The organism is Mycobacterium sp. (genome assembly GCF_050700595.1).
In the GTDB taxonomy this organism is placed as follows: Bacteria; Actinomycetota; Actinomycetes; order Mycobacteriales; family Mycobacteriaceae; genus Mycobacterium.
In genome coordinates this window covers 18,537-36,420 of sequence record NZ_JBOHHI010000011.1, presented here as the reverse complement: position 1 = coordinate 36,420, position 17,884 = coordinate 18,537, and the positions used below count along the sequence as shown (strand labels likewise).

Below are 17,884 nucleotides of genomic sequence, written 5' to 3'. Positions count from 1 at the left end.
GCGCAGGGCTGGTGCTGGAGATGATCGAGGCCGGGGTGTCGTTCCGCGACTTTTCGCTGGACAACCCGATCCGCGCCATCCGCGAGGTCAGCCACGACTTGACCGGCCGGCGCCCGGTGCGGCTGGCCGGCGGCCGTCAGGCCGGCGCCCTGGATATCCAGCGGGAATACCACGGTCGTGCCGTTGAGTATCTGCAAACGCGGGCAACCAGTCCGCAGATCGAACAGGTCGTCGACCTGTGGGGCCGCCAACTCGACGCCGTGGAGAGCCAGGACTTCGCCAAGGTCGACACCGAAATCGACTGGGTTATCAAGCGCAAACTGTTCCAGCGCTACCAGGACCGCTACACCATGGAGCTCTCCGACCCGAAGATCGCCCAGCTCGATTTGGCCTACCACGACATCAAGCGCGGGCGCGGTGTCTTCGATCTGCTGCAGCGCAAGGGCTTGGCCGCCCGGATCACCACCGACGAGGAAATCGAGGACGCCGTCGACATCCCGCCGCAGACCACCCGGGCCCGGCTGCGCGGCGAGTTCATCAGCGCCGCGCAGGCGGCCGGCCGCGACTTCACCGTCGACTGGGTGCACCTCAAGCTCAATGACCAGGCCCAGCGCACCGTGCTGTGCAAAGACCCGTTCCGGTCGGTCGACGAGCGGGTCAAGCGGCTGATCGCCAGCATGTAACCCCTACGCTGGTGCCGTGGCGACGTCGAAAATCGAACGGTTGGTTAACCTCGTCATCGCGCTGCTGTCCACCCGCGGCTACCTCACTGCCGACAAGATCCGATCCAGCGTGGCCGGCTACCTCGACAGCCCCAGTGACGAGGCGTTCTCCCGGATGTTCGAGCGCGACAAGAACGAGTTGCGCGACCTTGGCATCCCGTTGGAGACCGGCAAGGCGTCGTCGTTCGATCCGGTGGAGGGCTACCGCATCAACCGTGAGGCCTACGCGTTGCCCGACGTGGAGCTGACCCAGGAGGAGGCGGCCGCGGTGGCGATCGCCACCCGGCTGTGGGAATCGCCCGAGCTGATCACCGCCACTCAAGGTGCGTTACTGAAGCTGCGGGCCGCGGGAATCGACCTCGACCCCGACGCGCCGGTGACCATCGCGGCGCGGGCCGGGTCCGGCGGACTGCGCGGCTTCCAGGACAGTCTGGGCCCCCTGTTGGCTGCCATCAATGCCGGGCAGGCCGTGCAATTTCCGCACCGGCCGTCACCGGCGGAGGCATACACCATGCGCACCGTCGAGCCGTGGGGTGTGGTCACCGACAAAGGCCGCTGGTACCTCGTCGGGCATGACCGCGACCGCGACGCCACCCGGGTGTTCCGGCTGTCCCGGATCGGCGAGGAGGTCACCCCGATTGGCCCGCTCGGCGGCGTCACCCCGCCGCAGGGCGTGGATCTGCGCGCGATTGTGGCCACGGTGGTCGCCGACGCGCCGACCGGCGTTACAGCCCGGGTGTGGGTGGCCGATGAACGGTGTACCACGCTGCGACGCGCCGGAAAAACGTTGGGAGCGCGGCAATTAGCCGGCCGCGACGGCGACGTGGTCGAACTCGACATCGGGTCCACCGGCCGGCTGGCGCAGGAGATCACCGGATACGGCGCCGACGCCATCGTGCTGGAACCCGAGTCGCTGCGCGAGGATGTGCTGGGCCGGCTGCGCGCCCGGGCCGAGGAGCAAGCATGACTCCCGTGTCCACGCGGTTGGTGCGGTTGCTGAATATGGTGCCGTATTTCCAGGCCAACCCGCGGATCACCCGGGCTCAGGCCGCCGCCGACCTCGGCGTGTCTCTAGAGCAGCTGGACGAAGATCTCAAGCAGCTGTGGGTGTGTGGTCGTCCCGGCTACTTTCCCGGCGACCTGATCGACTTCGATTTCTCCGGCGACACCATCGAGGTGACCTTTTCCGCTGGTGTGGACAAGCCGTTGCGGCTGACCTCGCCGGAGGCCACCGTTGTGCTGGTGGCGCTGCAGGCGCTGGCGGATATCCCCGGTGTGGTCGATCCGGAGGCGGCGCGCAGCGCGATCGCCAAGATCGAGGCCGCGGCCGGTGTCGCCGCGCGCAACTCCGGGGCGGCCGCTGACGAGCCGGCGTCCGCCGAGACCCAGGCTGCGGCCGCGGTGCGTTCGGCGGTACGCGGCAGCCGCGCGTTGATGATCGACTACTACTCCGCCTCGCGGGACACCCTGACCAGCCGGGTCGTCGACCCGATCCGCATCGTGGTCATCGGGGACCACAGCTACCTGGAGGCATGGTCGCGCGAGGCCGAAGGCGTACGGCTGTTCCGGTTCGACCGCATCGTCGACGCCACCGTGCTCGACGAGCCGTCCGCGCCGCCGGAGCCCGCCGTGGCCGCGCCGCCGGATACCTCACTGTTCGATGCCGATCCGGCGCTGCCGTCGGCCACGTTACGGCTGGCCCCGTCGGCGTCATGGATGTCCGAGTACTACCCGATACGCCTGCTGCGCGAGCTGCCCGACGGCTACACCGAGGCGGCTATGACGTATGCCTCCGACGAGTGGATGACCCGCCTGGTGCTGGGACTGGGACCGGCGGTGCAGGTGCTGGGACCGGAAAACCTGACCCGGCGGGTGCAAGACGCGGCGACGGCGGCGCTTGAGACGTACGACGCCGCGGCGCGGTAGCATCGGTGGACGTCTGGAGGTAACCAAAGTGGGCAGTCTTAGTCCGTGGCATTGGGCGATCCTTGCCGTTGCGGTGGTCATCCTGTTCGGTGCAAAGAGGCTCCCCGATGCGGCACGTTCGCTGGGCAAGTCGTTGCGAATCTTCAAATCCGAGGTCCGTGAACTGCACAACGACAACAAGCCGGAGTCCTCCGCGCCGACAACCGTCCAGTCCGAACGGGTCGAGCCGCCGCCCGCCGACGGACGGTCGAGCTAGCCTGGCATCGGCCCATGCGTGCGGATGCGCCGCACGCGCTGCCTGACTGACCGTGCGTAACACCGGAATTCTGCGGCGACTCGATCCGCGCCTGCGTCGCAGTCGCACCAACCCGGACGGGACGATGCCGCTCGTCGCACACCTGACCGAGCTGCGTACCCGGTTGCTGATCTCGCTCGCCACCATCGCGCTCACCACCGCGCTGGGGTTCATCTGGTACTCGCACTCACTGTTCGGGCTGGAAAGCCTGGGCGAGTGGCTGCGCCGCCCGTACTGCTCGTTGCCGCAGTCCGCCCGCGCGGAGATCAGCGCCGACGGGCAGTGCCGGCTACTGGCCACCGCCCCGTTCGACCAGTTCATGTTGCGGGTCAAGGTGGGGTTGACCGTCGGCATCGTGCTGGCCTGCCCGATGTGGCTCTACCAACTTTGGGCATTCATCACGCCGGGCCTGTACCGCAAGGAACGCCGCTTCGCGCTGGCATTCGTGATTCCGGGCGCGGCGTTGTTCGTCGCCGGTGCGGTGCTGGCCTACCTGGTGCTGTCGAAGGCATTGCACTTCCTGTTGACCGTCGGCAGCGACGTGCAGGTTACCGCGTTGTCCGGCGATCGGTATTTCGGCTTTCTGATCAACTTGCTGCTGGTTTTCGGCATCAGCTTCGAGTTCCCGTTGCTGATCATCATGCTCAACCTCGTCGGTGTGCTGAGCTACCAGCGGCTCAAGTCCTGGCGGCGCGGCCTGATCTTCGCCATGTTCGTGTTCGCGGCGATCTTCACCCCGGGATCGGATCCGTTCTCGATGACCGCACTCGGACTCGCGCTGACCCTGTTGCTCGAGATGGCCATCCAGATCGTCCGGCTGCACGACAAACGCCAAGCCAAGCGTGCCGCGATGACCGAGATCCCCGACGAGGACGCCTCGACCATCGAACCGCCGCCCGCGGTGGCGGCGCCCTCGCCGGTCGCCGGACCCCATGACGACGTCACCTGAGGGTCGCGCCGGCGAACTGGCCCGATTCGCCGCGGAGCTGCCGTTTGGCCTCGACGGCTTCCAGCAGCAGGCCTGCGCCGCCTTGGAACGCGGCCACGGAGTGCTGGTCTGTGCGCCGACCGGGGCCGGCAAGACGGTGGTCGGCGAGTTCGCGGTGCACCTGGCGCTGGCCGCGGGTGGCAAATGCTTCTACACCACGCCGCTGAAAGCGCTGAGCAACCAGAAGCTCACCGATTTCGTCGCACGCTACGGCAAAGACCGGATCGGGTTGCTCACCGGCGACCTGTCGGTCAACGCGAGCGCACCGGTGGTGGTGATGACCACCGAGGTGCTACGCAACATGCTCTACGCCGATTCCCCTGCGCTGCAAGGACTTTCCCATGTGGTAATGGACGAGGTGCACTTTCTCGCCGACCGGCTGCGGGGTCCGGTGTGGGAAGAGGTCATCCTGCATTTGCCCGACGAGGTGCGGCTGGTCAGCCTGTCGGCGACGGTCAGCAACGCCGAGGAGTTCGGTGGCTGGATCAAGACCGTGCGCGGTGACACCGCGGTAGTCGTCGACGAGCACCGTCCGGTCCCGCTGTGGCAGCACATGCTGGTCGGCAAAGGTCTCTTCGACCTGTTCGACTACCAGGCAGACGGCGACAGGCGCGAGCCCCGGGTCGACCCGGAACTGGCGCGCCACATCGCGCATCGGCGCGAGGCTGCTCGGCTCACCGACTGGCGTGGCCCCCGCCGGGGCCCCGGGCGGCCCAGCATGTACCGGCCGCCGTCGCGCCCGGGTGTGATTGCCGCGCTGGACCGCGAAGGTCTGCTGCCGGCGATCACGTTCGTGTTCTCCCGCGCCGGGTGTGACGCCGCGGTCGCGCAGTGCCTGCGCTCGCCGTTGCGACTGACCACCGAGGAGAACCGGGTGCGGATTGCGGAGGTGATCGATCATCGCTGCGGCGACCTGGCCGATGCCGACCTGGCTGTGCTCGGCTACTACGAGTGGCGCGAGGGACTGCTGCGCGGGTTGGCCGCCCACCACGCCGGAATGTTGCCGGTGTTCCGCCATACCGTCGAAGAGCTGTTCACCGCCGGCCTGATCCAAGCGGTGTTCGCCACCGAGACTCTGGCGCTGGGGATCAATATGCCGGCCCGAACCGTGGTGCTCGAACGACTGGTGAAGTTCAACGGCGAGCAGCATGTTCCGCTGACGCCGGGGGAGTACACCCAGCTGACCGGCCGAGCCGGCCGGCGCGGCATCGACGTCGAAGGCCACGCGGTGGTGATCTGGCATCCCGACATCGAACCGGCCGAGGTCGCCGGCCTGGCCTCCACCCGCACCTTCCCGCTGCGCAGCTCGTTCGCGCCGTCCTACAACATGACGATCAACCTGGTTCACCGGATGGGCCCCGAGCAGGCGCATCAGCTGCTCGAGCAGTCGTTCGCCCAGTATCAGGCCGACCGGTCGGTCGTCGGCCTGGTCCGCGGCGTGCAGCGCGGCGAGGCGATGCTCGCCGAGATCGCCGGTGAGCTCGGCGGACAAGATGCACCGGTCCTGGATTACGCCCGGCTGCGCGAACAGATCTCGGTGCGGGAGCGCGCGCAGGCCCGTGCCTCCCGGCTGCAGCGGCGACAGGCGGCCAATGATGCCCTGGCCGCGCTGCGTCGCGGCGACATCATCACGATCCCGCACGGCCGGCGCGGCGGCCTGGCCGTCGTGTTGGAATCCGCCCGGGACAGCTCCGACCCGCGACCCTTGGTGCTCACCGAACACCGCTGGGCGGGTCGTATTTCGTCGGCCGACTACGCCGGCTCGGCGCAGCCGGTCGGATCGATGACATTGCCCAAGCGGGTCGAACACCGTCAGCCGCGGGTCCGTCGGGATCTGGCGTCGGCGCTGCGCTCGGCCGCTGCCGGGTTGGCGCAGCCGACCACCCGCGGCAGGCGCAGCGCACCTGATCCGGGGTCTGCGGCCCCCGATATCGACCCCGAACTGGCGTCGCTGCGCGCGCAGTTGCGCGGCCATCGCACCCATCACACACGCGACCGGGAGGCTCAGGTCAGGGTTGCGGAACGCTATCTGCGTATCGAACGCGACAACGCGCAGTTGCAAAAGAAAGTGGCCGCCGCCACTAACTCGCTGGCCCGCACCTTCGACCGAATCGTCGGGTTGCTCACCGAGCGCGGGTTTATCCGCGTCGGCGACGATACAGAGCGCAGCGATGAGGAGAAGCGGCGCTATGACGGCGTGGTCGACGACAGTCCCCGGGTCACCGACGACGGCCGACTGCTCGCCCGGATCTACAGCGAGAGCGACCTTTTGGTCGCCGAATGCCTGCGCACCGGCGCGTGGAGCGGTCTGCGGCCCGCCGAATTGGCCGCGGTGGCATCGGCGGTGCTCTTCGAGTCACGCGGCGACCCGGGTTTCAGGGGCCAGGGACCGCCTAACCGCACCGAGACGCTGCCGGTGCGGGTACGCCAGGCGCTGCGCCGCACCGGGCAGCTGTCGGCCGAGTTACGCGCCGACGAGCAGCGGCACCGGATTGCCCCGAGCCGTGAGCCCGATGAGGGGTTCGTCACCGCGATCTACCGCTGGGCCACTAGTGGTGATCTGGCTGCCGCGTTGACCGCAGCCGACGGGGACGGCACGGGTTCGCCGTTGTCGGCCGGGGATTTCGTGCGTTGGTGCCGGCAGGTGCTCGACCTGCTCGACCAGGTGCGCAACGCCGCCCCGCAACCAGACCTGCGGAGCACGGCCAAAAGTGCGATCGACGGGATTCGGCGCGGCGTCGTCGCAGTTGACGCCGGGTAGGCTAGCGCGGGCTACGGTTACATACGCCCGCCAAACGCCCGCGTCAGGACGGAGAGGACCGAGGACACCATGAGCGGACCACAGGGACCCGACCCCACCCAGCCGTGGCAGCCCAACCAAACCGACGACCAGCAGGCGAGCGGCGGAGAACAGACCGCACCGGCGTCGCCCTGGCAGCAGTCGAGTGCGGAACAGCAGACGTGGCAAGCGCCCGCGTATAACCCCTCCGAGTACCCGCAGTACCAACAGCCGACCTCGCAGTACTATCCGCCTCCTCCGGGCTATCCGCCGCCGCCGGGCTATCCGCAGCCCCCGGACTATCCGCCGCAACAGCCCGGCCAATACGGCCCCTACGGGCAACCAACTCAAGCCGGGCCGTATCCGCCCCAGCCGGGCCCCTACGGCCCGTATCCGCAGCAGCCCGGGCCCTACGGGCCGCCCCCGGAGCGTTCGAGGCGCTCGCTCACCGTGATCGGCATCGTGATCGGCGCCTTCGTGGCGGTCGTCATCGCGGTCGTGTTGGTGATGGGGTTCTGGGCGCCCGGGTTTTTCGTGACCACCAAACTGGACATCAACAAGGCGCAGACGGGTGTGCAGCAGATCCTCACCGACGCGACCAACGGGTACGGGGCCAAGAACGTCAAGGACGTCAAGTGCAACGACGGTAAGGGAGATCCGGTCGTCAAAAAGGGTGACACCTTTACCTGCGACGTGACCATCGACGGCAGCAAGCGACACGTGACGGTGACCTTCCAAGACAACAAGGGCACCTACGAGGTCGGCCGGCCCCAGTAACAACGCCGGCCGGTCAGCCCGATAAGGCGTCCAGCGCTTTCTGTAGCCGGGCGATCGACGACCCGACACCGAACCGCTTCGCCAGTTCGGCGGTCGCCGCGGGATCGGCCGCCACGAGCGGCAGCGTGTCGGTGGGCGTCGACAACGTGACCGGCGCGTCGGTGGCCACCCGCACCACCGGGCCGGCGGCCTCCACGTAGTCGGCGGCCGCCCGCAGCTTGCTCCGAAGCCCTTTGGACAGCGACGATTTGGGGTTGTCGACCGCAGCCAGAATGCCCGCCAACGAGCCATGCTGCGCCAGCAGCGTCGCGGCGGTCTTCTCCCCGATGCCGGGCACGCCGGGGAGCCCGTCGGACGGGTCGCCGCGCAGCAGCGCGAATTCGGCGTAACCGGGGCCGGCTCGATCGACCGGCACGCCATAGCGGTCGGCCACCTCCCGGGGCCCCATCAGCGTGGCGTTGGTCAAACCGCGGCCGAGGTAGAGCACCCGCACCGGGACCGGATCGTCGCCGACCACTTGCAGCAGGTCGCGGTCGCCGCTGACCACGACGACCGGGTCCCCGCGTTCGGCGGCGGCCAGCGTACCGATCACGTCGTCGGCTTCGAAGCCCGCTGCGCCGCCGGTGCAGATGCCGAACGCTTCGAGGATCTCCTCGATCATCTCCACCTGCGGCGATAACTCGTCGGGTACCTCTTCGAGATCGGGCTGTCCGTCCGGGTTTTCCGCCTCGACGCGGTGCGCCTTGTACGACGGGATGGCGTCCACCCGGAACTGTGGTCGCCAATCCAGATCCAGGCACACCACCAACCGCGCGGGCCGCTGCCGGGTGATCAGCACCGCCATCGAGTCCAAAAAGCCGCGGACCGCGTTCACCGGCCGCCCATCGGGCGCCGTGATCGACGACGGGACCCCGTAGTAGGAGCGAAACCACATGCTGGCGCCGTCGAGCAGCAGCAAAGGTGCAGACATGCCCGTCATCCTGCCAGCTAGCCTGGCTGCCATGAGTTCCAGCCGATTCCATACAGACGTCTATGCTCGCCGGCTTGCTGCGGCGGCGGCCGCCACCGCCGATGCCGGTCTCGCGGGTCTGGTGATCACCCCGGGGTATGACCTCCGATACCTGCTCGGTTCGCGCGCGCAGACCTTCGAGCGGCTCACCGCGCTGGTGCTGCCGGCCTCCGGCGACCCGACCGTGGTGGTGCCGCGACTGGAACTGGCCGCGCTCAAGGAATCCGCCGCAGCCGAGCTGGGACTGGCCGCGGCCGACTGGGTCGACGGTGACGATCCCTACCGACTGGTCGCCGCGGCGCTGGGCGGCGCCCCGGCGGCGACCGCGGTCACCGACTCGATGCCGGCGCTGCACTTGCTGCCGCTGGCCGAGGTGCTCGGCGTGCCGCCGGTGCTGGCTACCGGTGTGCTGCGCGGGCTGCGGATGATCAAGGACGCGGCCGAGATCGACGCGCTGCGCAAAGCCGGTGCGGCAATCGACCGGGTACACGCCCGGGTGCCCGAGTTCTTGGCGCCCGGCCGCACCGAGGCCGACGTCGCCGCGGATATCGCTGAAGCTATTGTCGCCGAGGGGCATTCGGAGGTGGCATTCGTGATCGTGGGCTCAGGCCCGCACGGCGCCGACCCGCACCACGAATGCTCGGACCGCGAACTGCGAAGCGGCGACGTCGTCGTCGTCGATATCGGCGGTTCGTATGAGCCGGGCTATCACTCCGACTCGACCCGCACCTACAGCCTTGGTGAGCCCAGCGCCGAAGTGGCGCACCACTATTCGTTGCTACAAGGAGCGCAGCACGCCGCGGTGGATGCGGCGCGACCCGGTGCGACCGCCGCACAGGTGGACGCCGCGGCCCGCGACGTGCTGGCCGACGCGGGATTAGCCGAGCACTTCGTGCACCGCACCGGGCACGGTATCGGGTTGTCGGTGCACGAAGAGCCCTACATCGTCGCAGGCAACGACCTACCGTTGGCGGCCGGGATGGCGTTCTCCGTCGAGCCCGGCATCTATTTCCCCGGCCGGTGGGGAGCCCGCATCGAGGATATCGTCGTCGTGACCGAGGACGGTGCCATCGCCGTCAACAACCGGCCGCACGAGCTGATCGTCGTGCCGGTCGGATAATCCGTACCGCGATCAGGGTTTACGCTCAGACGATGACCAACCATGACCGCGTTGCCGCCCGTCGCGAGATCGCCGACGCGTTGTTCAATGCGCTCGAACGTCGTCACGAGGTGCTGGACGTGATTGTCGGGGCCGGCGATCGGCGCGCCGCGGTCGAGGCGATCGTCGGCCTGCTGGGCACCTCGCACCGCGGCGCGGAGGCGGTGATGGGAATGTCCCTGGACCAGCTCACCGAAGATTCACGCAAGAAGATCGCCGCCGAACTCGACGATCTGAACACCCAGCTGAGCTTTACCCTGCAGGAGCGGCCTGCGAGCTCGGGCGACAACCTGATGCTCCGGCCCTTTGCCGGCGAATCCGACCGCGACATCTTTGCCGTGCGCACCGAAGAGATCGGCACCACCGGTGACGGGTCAGGTGGGTTGGTCGGCAGCCTTGACGACGAGGTTCGCTCCGCGCTGGCACGCATCGACGCAGAGGAGGCCGCCTGGTTCGTCGCGGTCGACGGGACACAGAAGGTCGGCATGGTTTTCGGCGAGCTTGTCGGCCACGAGGTGCAGGTCCGGATCTGGATCCATCCCGATTGCCGGCACCGCGGCTACGGCACCGCCGCACTGGGCAAGTCGCGACCGGAGATGGCGGCTTATTTCCCCGCGGTGCCGCTGGTGATTCGAGCGCCGGGTGCCAGGGACGCTCGCACCGGCTAACCGGTCTGGCCCTTGCCCCGGTCCAGCAGACCCGACGACCCCAGCACCCGCTCGATCTGCACCTCGATGACCACCCGCCGTGGGTTGGGTCGCGGTGTGCGATACCGCTGGGCGTAGCGCAGTTCGGCGTCGCGGACCGCGTCGATCTCGCTGTTGACGCCGGCTCGTCCTTCCAGCGACAGCCACCGGGCACCGTCGACCTGGCTGAGCACCGCCAGCCCGCCACGTTCCGCGTTGACCGCCTTCTGCGAGCCGCCGGTGGTGATCACCCGTGCGATATGCGTCTTGGGGTCGAAGGTGAAACCGACCGCCACCACGTGCGGCGAATTGTCGGCGCGCAGCGTGATCAACATAGCGAGATGGCGTTCGGTCAGAAACGCCAGCGCGTCTTGGCTGAGCCGGGTGGTGGTGTTCGCCATCACGGCTCACGGTATCGCAGGTCATAATCGCAGCCGTGGATGACACGGGCGGCGACATGGTGCTGATCCTCGGTGGCCGCAGCGAGATCGGCGCCGAATTGGCGCAGCGCCTGGCACCCGGTGCCACGGTCGTGCTGGCCGCGCGCGGCGCGAACAAGCTCGGCGAGCAGGTCTCGGCGGTCCGTGCGGCCGGGGCGACGGCCGTGCACACCCGCGAATTCGACGCCGACGACCTGGACTCGCACGGCCCCCTGGTCGCCTCGCTCATCGCCGACCACGGCCCGCTCGACACCGCCGTGCTGGCCTTCGGGATTCTCGGGGATCAAGCCCGCGCCGAAACCAACGCCGCGCACGCGGTGGCCGTCGTGCACACCGACTACGTCGCCCAGGTCAGCCTGCTCACGCATCTGGCCGCCGCGATGCGCGCGGCCGGCCGGGGATCGCTGGTGGTGTTCTCGTCGGTGGCCGGGGTGCGGGTGCGACGTGCCAACTACGTGTACGGCTCGGCCAAGGCCGGGCTGGACGGCTTTGCCAGCGGGCTGGCCGACGCGCTGCACGGCACCGGGGTGCGGTTGCTGATCGTGCGGCCGGGCTTTGTGATCGGGCGGATGACCCGCGGAATGACGCCCGCGCCGCTGTCCAGCACGCCCGCACAAGTGGCCGCCGCGACCGTGCGTGCGCTCGCCAAGGGGCGGCGCACGGTATGGATTCCGTGGGCGCTGCGGCCGCTGTTCGCCGTCTTGCGGTTGCTGCCGCAGTTCGTCTGGCGCAGGATGCCACGATGATTGTCGTAGTAGGTATCGGCGCCGACGGCATGCCCGGACTATCCGAGATGTCACGCCGTGAACTACGCAGGGCCACAGCCGTTTACGGATCACACAGGCAGCTCGACCTGCTCGACGACACGGTGGCCGCCGAGCGCCGGCAGTGGCCGTCGCCGCTGTTGTCGGCATTACAAGACCTCCCCGACGACGTGCACGTGCTGGCCAGTGGCGATCCGCTGTTGCACGGCATCGGGGGCACGCTGATCCGATTGTTCGGGGCTGAGCGGGTGACGGTATTGCCGCACGTGTCGGCGGTGACCCTGGCCTGCGCGCGGATGGGCTGGAGCATCGCCGACACCGAGGTGATCAGCCTGGTCAACGCGGCGCCGCACACCGCTGTGCGCCGGGGCGGCCGGGCGATCGTGCTTTCAAGCGGGCGGTCTACGCCGAAAGAGCTGGCGGTGCTGCTCAACGCGTACGGCCGCGGCGACACGGAGTTCAGCGTGCTCGAGCAGCTGGGCGGACCGGGGGAACGCTGCCGCACCGGGACCGCGCGCGAGTGGGCCGCCGACGCACCTGGCGACATCGACGACCTCAACGTGATCGCGGCGCGCTACCTACCCGACGACCGTATGTTGCTACTGCCCGACGACGCATTCGTCCACGACGGTCAGATCACCAAGCAGACTATCCGGGCGGTGACGCTCGCGGCGCTGGCACCGCGGCCCGGGGAGCGGTTGTGGGACGTCGGCGCGGGCTCCGGCAGCATCGCCGTCGAGTGGTGTCGGAGCTGGCGAGGCTGCACCGCGACCGCGTTTGAACGCGACGAGCGGCGCCGCCTCAACATCGGGTTCAACGCCGCTGCGTTCGGCGTCGATATCGACGTGCGCGACGAGGTGCCGGCTGCGTTCGACGGCGCCGCGCCACCGTGGGCGGTGTTCGTGGGTGGGGGACTCACCCAGCCCGGTCTGCTCGACGCCTGCCTGGACAACCTGCCCGGTGGCGGACGCCTGGTCGCCAATGCCGTCACCGCGGAGTCGGAAGCCATTCTGGTGCAGGCTTACTCGCGTTTTGGGGGCAGCCTGCAGCGCTTTCAGCACTATCGGGGGGAGCCGCTGGGCGGCTTCACCGGATGGCGGCCGCAGCTGCCGGTCACCCAGTGGACGATGATCAAGCCGTGACCGTGTACTTCATCGGTGCGGGTCCCGGCGCCGCGGACCTGATCACCGTGCGCGGACAGCGGCTCCTCGAAACGTGCCGGGTGTGCCTGTACGCCGGCTCGATCATGCCCGACGACCTGCTGGCGCTTTGCCCAGCCGACGCCCGGGTCGTCGACACCGGCCCGCTGACGCTGGAACAGATCATCAGCGAGATCGCCGACGCCGACGCTGCCGGCCACGATGTGGCGCGGCTACATTCCGGCGACCCGTCGCTCTACAGCGCGCTGGCCGAGCAATGCCGCCGACTCGACGCCATGGGCATCGGCTATGAAATCGTGCCCGGTGTCCCGGCCTTCGCCGCAGCGGCTGCCGCGCTGGGGCGCGAACTCACGGTGCCGGGCGTCGCGCAGACCGTGACGCTGACCCGGGTTGCCACGCTGTCGACGGCCATGCCGCCCGGTGAGGAGCTCACCACGTTGGCCGCGTCCGGTGCCACTCTGGTGTTGCATTTGGCGGCCGCGCAGATCGACACCATCGTGCCGCAACTGCTGGACGGCGGTTACCGGGCCGAAACCCCCACCGCGGTCGTGGCTTTCGCCAGCCGGCCACAGCAGGTGGTGTTGCGCGGCAGGCTGGCCGACATCGCAGCGCAGATGCACGACGCCGGGATCACCAAGACCGCCGTCATTCTCGTCGGCGACGTGTTGGCCGCGGAGGGATTCACTGACAGCTACCTGTATTCGGCGGGCCGACGGGTGAGGCCGCACTGATGCGGGTATTGCTGCTCGGCGGCACCGGGGAGGCACGGGCGCTGGCGACGCGACTGCACCCGGACGTCGAAGTCATCAGCTCGCTGGCCGGACGGGTGCCCGATCCGGCGTTGCCGGTCGGCAAGGTGCGCATCGGCGGGTTCGGCGGCGCCGACGGACTGCGAAAGTGGCTGCGCGATGAGCACATCGACGCCGTTGTCGACGCCACCCATCCGTTCGCTGCCACCATCACCGCGCATGCCGCTGCAGCGTGTGGGGAGTTGCGGCTGCCCTACCTGGTACTGGCCCGCCCGGCATGGGATCCCGGCGACGCCATTATGGTGGCATCAGACCCTGAGGCAGCTAAAGTGGTGGTACAGCAAGGATTTTCCCGGGTGTTTCTCACTACAGGACGGTCCGGTACTGCGGCCTTCGCCGATAGCGACGCGTGGTTTTTGATCCGCGCGGTCACCGCGCCGGACAGCGATGCGCTACCGCGCCGTCACGAATTGCTGCTGTCTCGCGGGCCGTATCACTACGACGGGGAATACGCGTTGCTGCGCCGGCATCGCATCGATGCGCTGATCACCAAGAACAGCGGCGGTGAGTTGACGCGCGCGAAGCTGGATGCCGCCGCCGCATTAGACATCCCGGTGGTGATGGTGCAAAGGCCGCCGTTGCCTGCCCGGGTGACGACGGTGGGCACGGTCGAGGAAGTGATCGCCTGGGTAGTGAACGCTCAGCGATAGATGTCGCTGCTGCCGCCGCTGGGTTAAGCGCCGAATGGCCACTTATGACACGGCTTTCCACCAAACCCGTGCAGTAACTGGACACTGGCCGGGCTGCGCGTCACCCGTGCCCTTATTTAGGTTGTATATACCCCACCGGGTATGATATCTATTGAAGTACTTGGTCACAAGTGGAGAGACTTCAATGTGGACCTTTCTCAAGCGAGCGTGGGTGCCACTCGTCGTCGTGGTGGCGGTTGTCCTTGGTGGTCTCGCCGTCGACCGGCTTCGCGGCGTTTTCGGTTCCGACGAGATTTTTCGCTGGACTGGCAGCGGCTCCGAAGTGATCGAGTCGATCAATACCAAGCAGGTGTTGTACGAGGTGTTCGGTCCCAGCGACACCGCGGGAAGCGTGAGCTACTTGAGCAAGAGCGCTCAGCCGGAGGAGGCGAATTTCAGCAGCCTGCCCTGGACCTACACGATCACGACGACCACACCGGCCGTTGTCGCCAGCGTGGTGGCACAGGGCAACAGCGACAGCATCGGGTGCCGCATCACCGTCAACGGTGAGATCAAAGACCAGCGATCCTCGGCCGGCCACCACGCCCAGACGTTCTGCCTGGTGAAGGCCGGATGAACGCCGACGATGGCACCCGCCCGGCGTTCATGCGGGCGGTCCGTGCGTTCGCGGTGCCGATCATCCTGGCGTGGCTGATCCTGGCGATCGCCGTGAACGTCCTGGTGCCGTGGATCGAATTTGTCGCGAGAGACCATGCGGTAACGATGTCGCCGCAAGATGCGCCGGCGATGATCGCCGCGAAGCACATAGGGAAGAAGTTCCAGGAGTCCGATTCCGACAGCATCGTCATGCTGGTCCTGGAAAGCAAAAACGAACTCGGCGACGACGCGCATCGCTATTACGCCGGCTTGGTGAAGAAGCTGGCGGCCGATCCCGAACATGTACAGCATCTCCACGACTTGTGGGGAGACCCGATCACTGCCGCCGGTGCTCAGAGCAGTGACGGTAAAGCCGCCTATGCGCAAATCAACACGGCCGGCAACCAGGGCAGCACTTTAGGAAACGAGTCCGTCGACGCGGTTCGAAAGATTGTCGACGATTCACCACCGCCCGACGGGATCAAGGCATACGTCACCGGCCCGGCGGCGCTCACGACGGACATGACCGAGGCCGCCGACAAAAGCATGTTCAAGATGATGGGCGTGACGGGCGTGGTGATCACGATCATGCTTGCTCTTGTCTATCGCTCTGTGAGCACCGTGCTTCTCGTTCTGTTTATGGTCTTCATCGAGATGCTCACGGCCAGGGGAGTCGTGGCGTTTCTCGGCCACAATGACCTGTTGGGATTTTCGACGTTCGTCGTCGCCATGCTGTCGTCGCTGGCCATTGCGGCCGGAACAGATTATGCGATATTCCTCATCGGCCGTTATCACGAGGCACGTCAGGCCGGCCAAGATCGAGAAACGGCCTGGTACACGATGTTCCGCGGAACCTATCACGTTATTTTGGGCTCGGGGCTCACGATTGCCGGAGCGTCGCTTTGCCTGCACTTCGCGCGATTGGCCTACTTCAAGGCTCTCGGCATTCCGTCGGCGCTGGGGTTGCTCATCGTGATCGCGGGCGCGCTGACCGTGGCGCCGGCCGTTGTAGCCGTGGCCGGCAGGTTCGGTCTGCTCGATCCGAAACGGACCATCAAGACGCACGGATGGCGGCGCGTCGGCACCGCGACCGTGCGCTGGCCCGGGCCGATCTTTGTGGTGTCGCTGCTCATCGCCATCGCCGGCATGCTCGTCATGCCGAGCATGAAGATCAGCTACAACGACCGCTTCTACGTACCCCGCAGTCTGCCGTCGAACGTCGGATACGCCGCCGCCGAGCGTCATTTCAGTGCCGCCAGACTCAATCCCGACATCCTGATGGTCGAGGGTAATCACGATATGCGGAACCCTGCCGACATGATCATCCTGGACAGGATCGCCAAGAATATCTTCCGCACACCCGGTATCGAGCGAATACAAAGCATCACCAGACCGCTGGGAAGTCCGATCGAACACACGTCGATACCGTTTCAGCTCAGCATGCAAGCGATTCCGATACAGGAGAACTTGCAATTCATGAAAGACCGGATGGCCGACATGCTCAAGATGAGCGACGACCTCGGCGCCATGATCGGGTCGATGGAGCGGATGAACGGCCTACTGAGCCAGATGAGCGATACGACTCATCACATGCTTGGCGACATGACCGAAATGAAAGCCACGCTGGACGAGATGCGAGACCATCTAGCGGATTTCGACGATTTCGCCAGGCCGTTTCGCAGCTATCTCTACTGGGAACAACACTGCTTCAACATTCCCGCCTGCTGGGCGGCGCGCTCGGTATTCGAAGCGATCGACGGTGTCGACAAGTTCAGCGACGACATGACCGCGCTACTCAAAGATGTGAGCAATATCGACGCGGTGTTGCCGCAACTGCTCCAACAATTTCCGCCAATCATTGCGGTCACGAAATCCATGCAGGAGACCCTGCTGACCATGCACAGCAGCTTCTCGGGACTCGTCACTCAGATGTCCCGGATGACGGACACGGCAAGCGCGATGGGCCAGGCGTTCGACTCCTCCAAAGCCGACGACTACTTCTACCTGCCGCCGGAAGCGTTCGACAATCCGGACTTCCAACGCGGGCTGAAACTTTTCCTGTCCGCCGACGGGAAGGCGGCGCGCTTCATCATCACCCACGATGCAGACCCGGCGACCCCCACAGGCATCTCGGCGGTCAAACCGGAACTCAAGGCCGCGCACGAAGCGGTCAAGGGAACGCCCCTGACTGACGCAAAGTTCTATCTGACCGGGACGGCGGCGGTGTACAACGACATCCAAACCGGCTCGAAATACGACCTTTTGATCGTGGGAATAGCGGCGCTGACGCTGATATTCGTTGTCATGGTGATCATCACCCGAGCGCTGGTCGCGTCCCTGGCGATCGTCGGCACGGTGCTGGTATCGCTGGGCGCTGCCTTCGGACTGTCCGTGCTGGTCTGGCAGCACATTTTCGGCCTGGACTTGAACTGGATCGCGCCGGTGTTCGGGTTGATCATTCTTCTTGCCGTCGGATCCGACTACAACCTGCTGCTGGTCTCGCGCTTCCAGGAGGAAATAGGCGCGGGATTAAAGACCGGCATCATCCGCTCCATGGGCGGAACGGGCGGGGTGGTCACCGCGGCGGGCCTGGTCTTCGCCTTCACGATGATGTCCATGGTCGCCAGCGACCTGCGGTCCATCGGCCAGGCCGGCAGCACGATCGGACTCGGCCTGCTGTTCGACACCCTGGTCGTGCGTTCCCTGATGACACCATCGACCGCCGCGCTGCTCGGACGCTGGTTCTGGTGGCCGCAACGGGTGCGGCCACGCCCGGCCAGCTATCTGCTTCGGCCCACCGGACCCCGCCGGCTGGTTCGTTCGCTGCTGCTCGGCGAGGATGGGAGAGCGGCGACTGCCAAAGGGATTCACGTCGGGTAACGGTGAGCCGTGGCTTGTCGATTTCATCGAAATTGCGTCCACGGTCGTTGTGTAGGCCCCGGATTCGGCCGGATCACAACCATGGCTGCAATCTCGACGACAACCCCGCGAGGCAGAGGCCAGGGCTGTGAGCCAGCATCGAGTCGCGACCCTGGCTTCTGGTTCGCGGTTTTCGCGGCAGCCGGACAGGGAACGGCGACTGCC

The 17,884-nt window shown here is 67.1% G+C and carries 17 protein-coding genes; 15 read left to right on the top strand and 2 right to left on the bottom strand.

Annotation, left to right across the window (positions count from 1 at the left end; genetic code table 11):
- From ACRDTL_RS00830 to ACRDTL_RS00800, 7 genes are all read left to right on the top strand, one after another.
- A partial coding sequence (locus ACRDTL_RS00830; RefSeq protein ID WP_431504831.1) for a proteasome accessory factor PafA2 family protein occupies positions 1–683 on the top strand: 683 nt, incomplete at its 5' end.
- 16 nt (positions 684–699) lie between these two features.
- The gene (locus tag ACRDTL_RS00825; protein ID WP_431504830.1) at positions 700–1,689 is read left to right on the top strand and encodes a helix-turn-helix transcriptional regulator; all 990 of its coding nucleotides are present in this window, start codon (positions 700–702) and stop codon (positions 1,687–1,689) included.
- Positions 1,686–2,648: a helix-turn-helix transcriptional regulator gene (locus ACRDTL_RS00820; protein ID WP_431504829.1), complete on the top strand. Its 963-nt coding sequence runs from the start codon at positions 1,686–1,688 to the stop codon at positions 2,646–2,648. Before ACRDTL_RS00825 ends, ACRDTL_RS00820 begins: the two co-directional genes overlap by 4 nt.
- A 28-nt stretch (positions 2,649–2,676) precedes the next feature.
- Positions 2,677–2,904 carry a Sec-independent protein translocase subunit TatA gene (gene tatA, locus ACRDTL_RS00815; protein ID WP_431504828.1) on the top strand — a complete coding sequence of 76 codons (228 nt, stop codon included), beginning with the start codon at positions 2,677–2,679 and terminating at the stop codon, positions 2,902–2,904.
- Between the two features lie 52 nt (positions 2,905–2,956).
- Positions 2,957–3,892, top strand: coding sequence for a twin-arginine translocase subunit TatC (tatC, locus tag ACRDTL_RS00810; protein WP_431504827.1), 936 nt, complete (start codon positions 2,957–2,959; stop codon positions 3,890–3,892).
- Positions 3,876–6,692, top strand: a complete 2,817-nt coding sequence (locus ACRDTL_RS00805) for a DEAD/DEAH box helicase (protein ID WP_431504826.1) — start codon at positions 3,876–3,878, stop codon at positions 6,690–6,692. Before tatC ends, ACRDTL_RS00805 begins: the two co-directional genes overlap by 17 nt.
- A 69-nt stretch (positions 6,693–6,761) precedes the next feature.
- Complete coding sequence (locus ACRDTL_RS00800) at positions 6,762–7,487, top strand: DUF4333 domain-containing protein (protein ID WP_431504825.1); 726 nt, start codon at positions 6,762–6,764, stop codon at positions 7,485–7,487.
- Positions 7,488–7,500: 13 nt separating this feature from the next.
- Here the strand turns inward: ACRDTL_RS00800 and ACRDTL_RS00795 are convergent, their stop codons facing one another.
- Positions 7,501–8,457: a 5'-3' exonuclease gene (locus ACRDTL_RS00795; protein WP_431504824.1), complete on the bottom strand. Its 957-nt coding sequence runs from the start codon at positions 8,455–8,457 to the stop codon at positions 7,501–7,503.
- 31 nt (positions 8,458–8,488) lie between these two features.
- On the opposite strand from ACRDTL_RS00795, the gene ACRDTL_RS00790 reads away from it, so the two are divergent.
- Positions 8,489–9,616 (top strand): M24 family metallopeptidase, encoded by a 1,128-nt coding sequence (locus tag ACRDTL_RS00790; RefSeq protein WP_431504823.1) that lies wholly within the window; start codon positions 8,489–8,491, stop codon positions 9,614–9,616.
- Between the two features lie 32 nt (positions 9,617–9,648).
- Positions 9,649–10,323 carry a GNAT family N-acetyltransferase gene (locus ACRDTL_RS00785; protein ID WP_431504822.1) on the top strand — a complete coding sequence of 225 codons (675 nt, stop codon included), beginning with the start codon at positions 9,649–9,651 and terminating at the stop codon, positions 10,321–10,323.
- Here ACRDTL_RS00785 and ACRDTL_RS00780 read toward each other — a convergent pair.
- Positions 10,320–10,742, bottom strand: a complete 423-nt coding sequence (locus ACRDTL_RS00780; RefSeq protein WP_431504821.1) for a F420-dependent biliverdin reductase — start codon at positions 10,740–10,742, stop codon at positions 10,320–10,322. The two genes, ACRDTL_RS00785 and ACRDTL_RS00780, sit on opposite strands and share 4 nt — an antisense overlap.
- Positions 10,743–10,777: 35 nt before the next feature.
- Here ACRDTL_RS00780 and ACRDTL_RS00775 point away from each other — a divergent pair, with 35 nt between their 5' ends.
- The 6 genes from ACRDTL_RS00775 (at position 10,778) to ACRDTL_RS00750 (ending at position 17,680) form a co-directional block, all read left to right on the top strand.
- Positions 10,778–11,527 (top strand): SDR family NAD(P)-dependent oxidoreductase, encoded by a 750-nt coding sequence (locus tag ACRDTL_RS00775; protein WP_431504820.1) that lies wholly within the window; start codon positions 10,778–10,780, stop codon positions 11,525–11,527.
- On the top strand, positions 11,524–12,687 hold the full coding sequence (gene cbiE, locus ACRDTL_RS00770) for a precorrin-6y C5,15-methyltransferase (decarboxylating) subunit CbiE (RefSeq protein WP_431504819.1): 1,164 nt from the start codon (positions 11,524–11,526) through the stop codon (positions 12,685–12,687). The genes ACRDTL_RS00775 and cbiE overlap by 4 nt, the downstream gene beginning before the upstream one ends.
- Positions 12,684–13,436 (top strand): precorrin-4 C(11)-methyltransferase, encoded by a 753-nt coding sequence (gene cobM, locus ACRDTL_RS00765; RefSeq protein ID WP_431504818.1) that lies wholly within the window; start codon positions 12,684–12,686, stop codon positions 13,434–13,436. Before cbiE ends, cobM begins: the two co-directional genes overlap by 4 nt.
- Positions 13,436–14,164 (top strand): cobalt-precorrin-6A reductase, encoded by a 729-nt coding sequence (locus tag ACRDTL_RS00760; protein ID WP_431504817.1) that lies wholly within the window; start codon positions 13,436–13,438, stop codon positions 14,162–14,164. Before cobM ends, ACRDTL_RS00760 begins: the two co-directional genes overlap by 1 nt.
- A gap of 184 nt (positions 14,165–14,348) precedes the next feature.
- Entirely contained in the window at positions 14,349–14,780 is a 432-nt protein-coding gene (locus ACRDTL_RS00755; RefSeq protein ID WP_431504816.1) for an MmpS family transport accessory protein, read from the top strand.
- Entirely contained in the window at positions 14,777–17,680 is a 2,904-nt protein-coding gene (locus ACRDTL_RS00750) for an RND family transporter (protein WP_431504815.1), read from the top strand. The genes ACRDTL_RS00755 and ACRDTL_RS00750 overlap by 4 nt, the downstream gene beginning before the upstream one ends.
- Positions 17,681–17,884 lie beyond the last annotated feature (204 nt).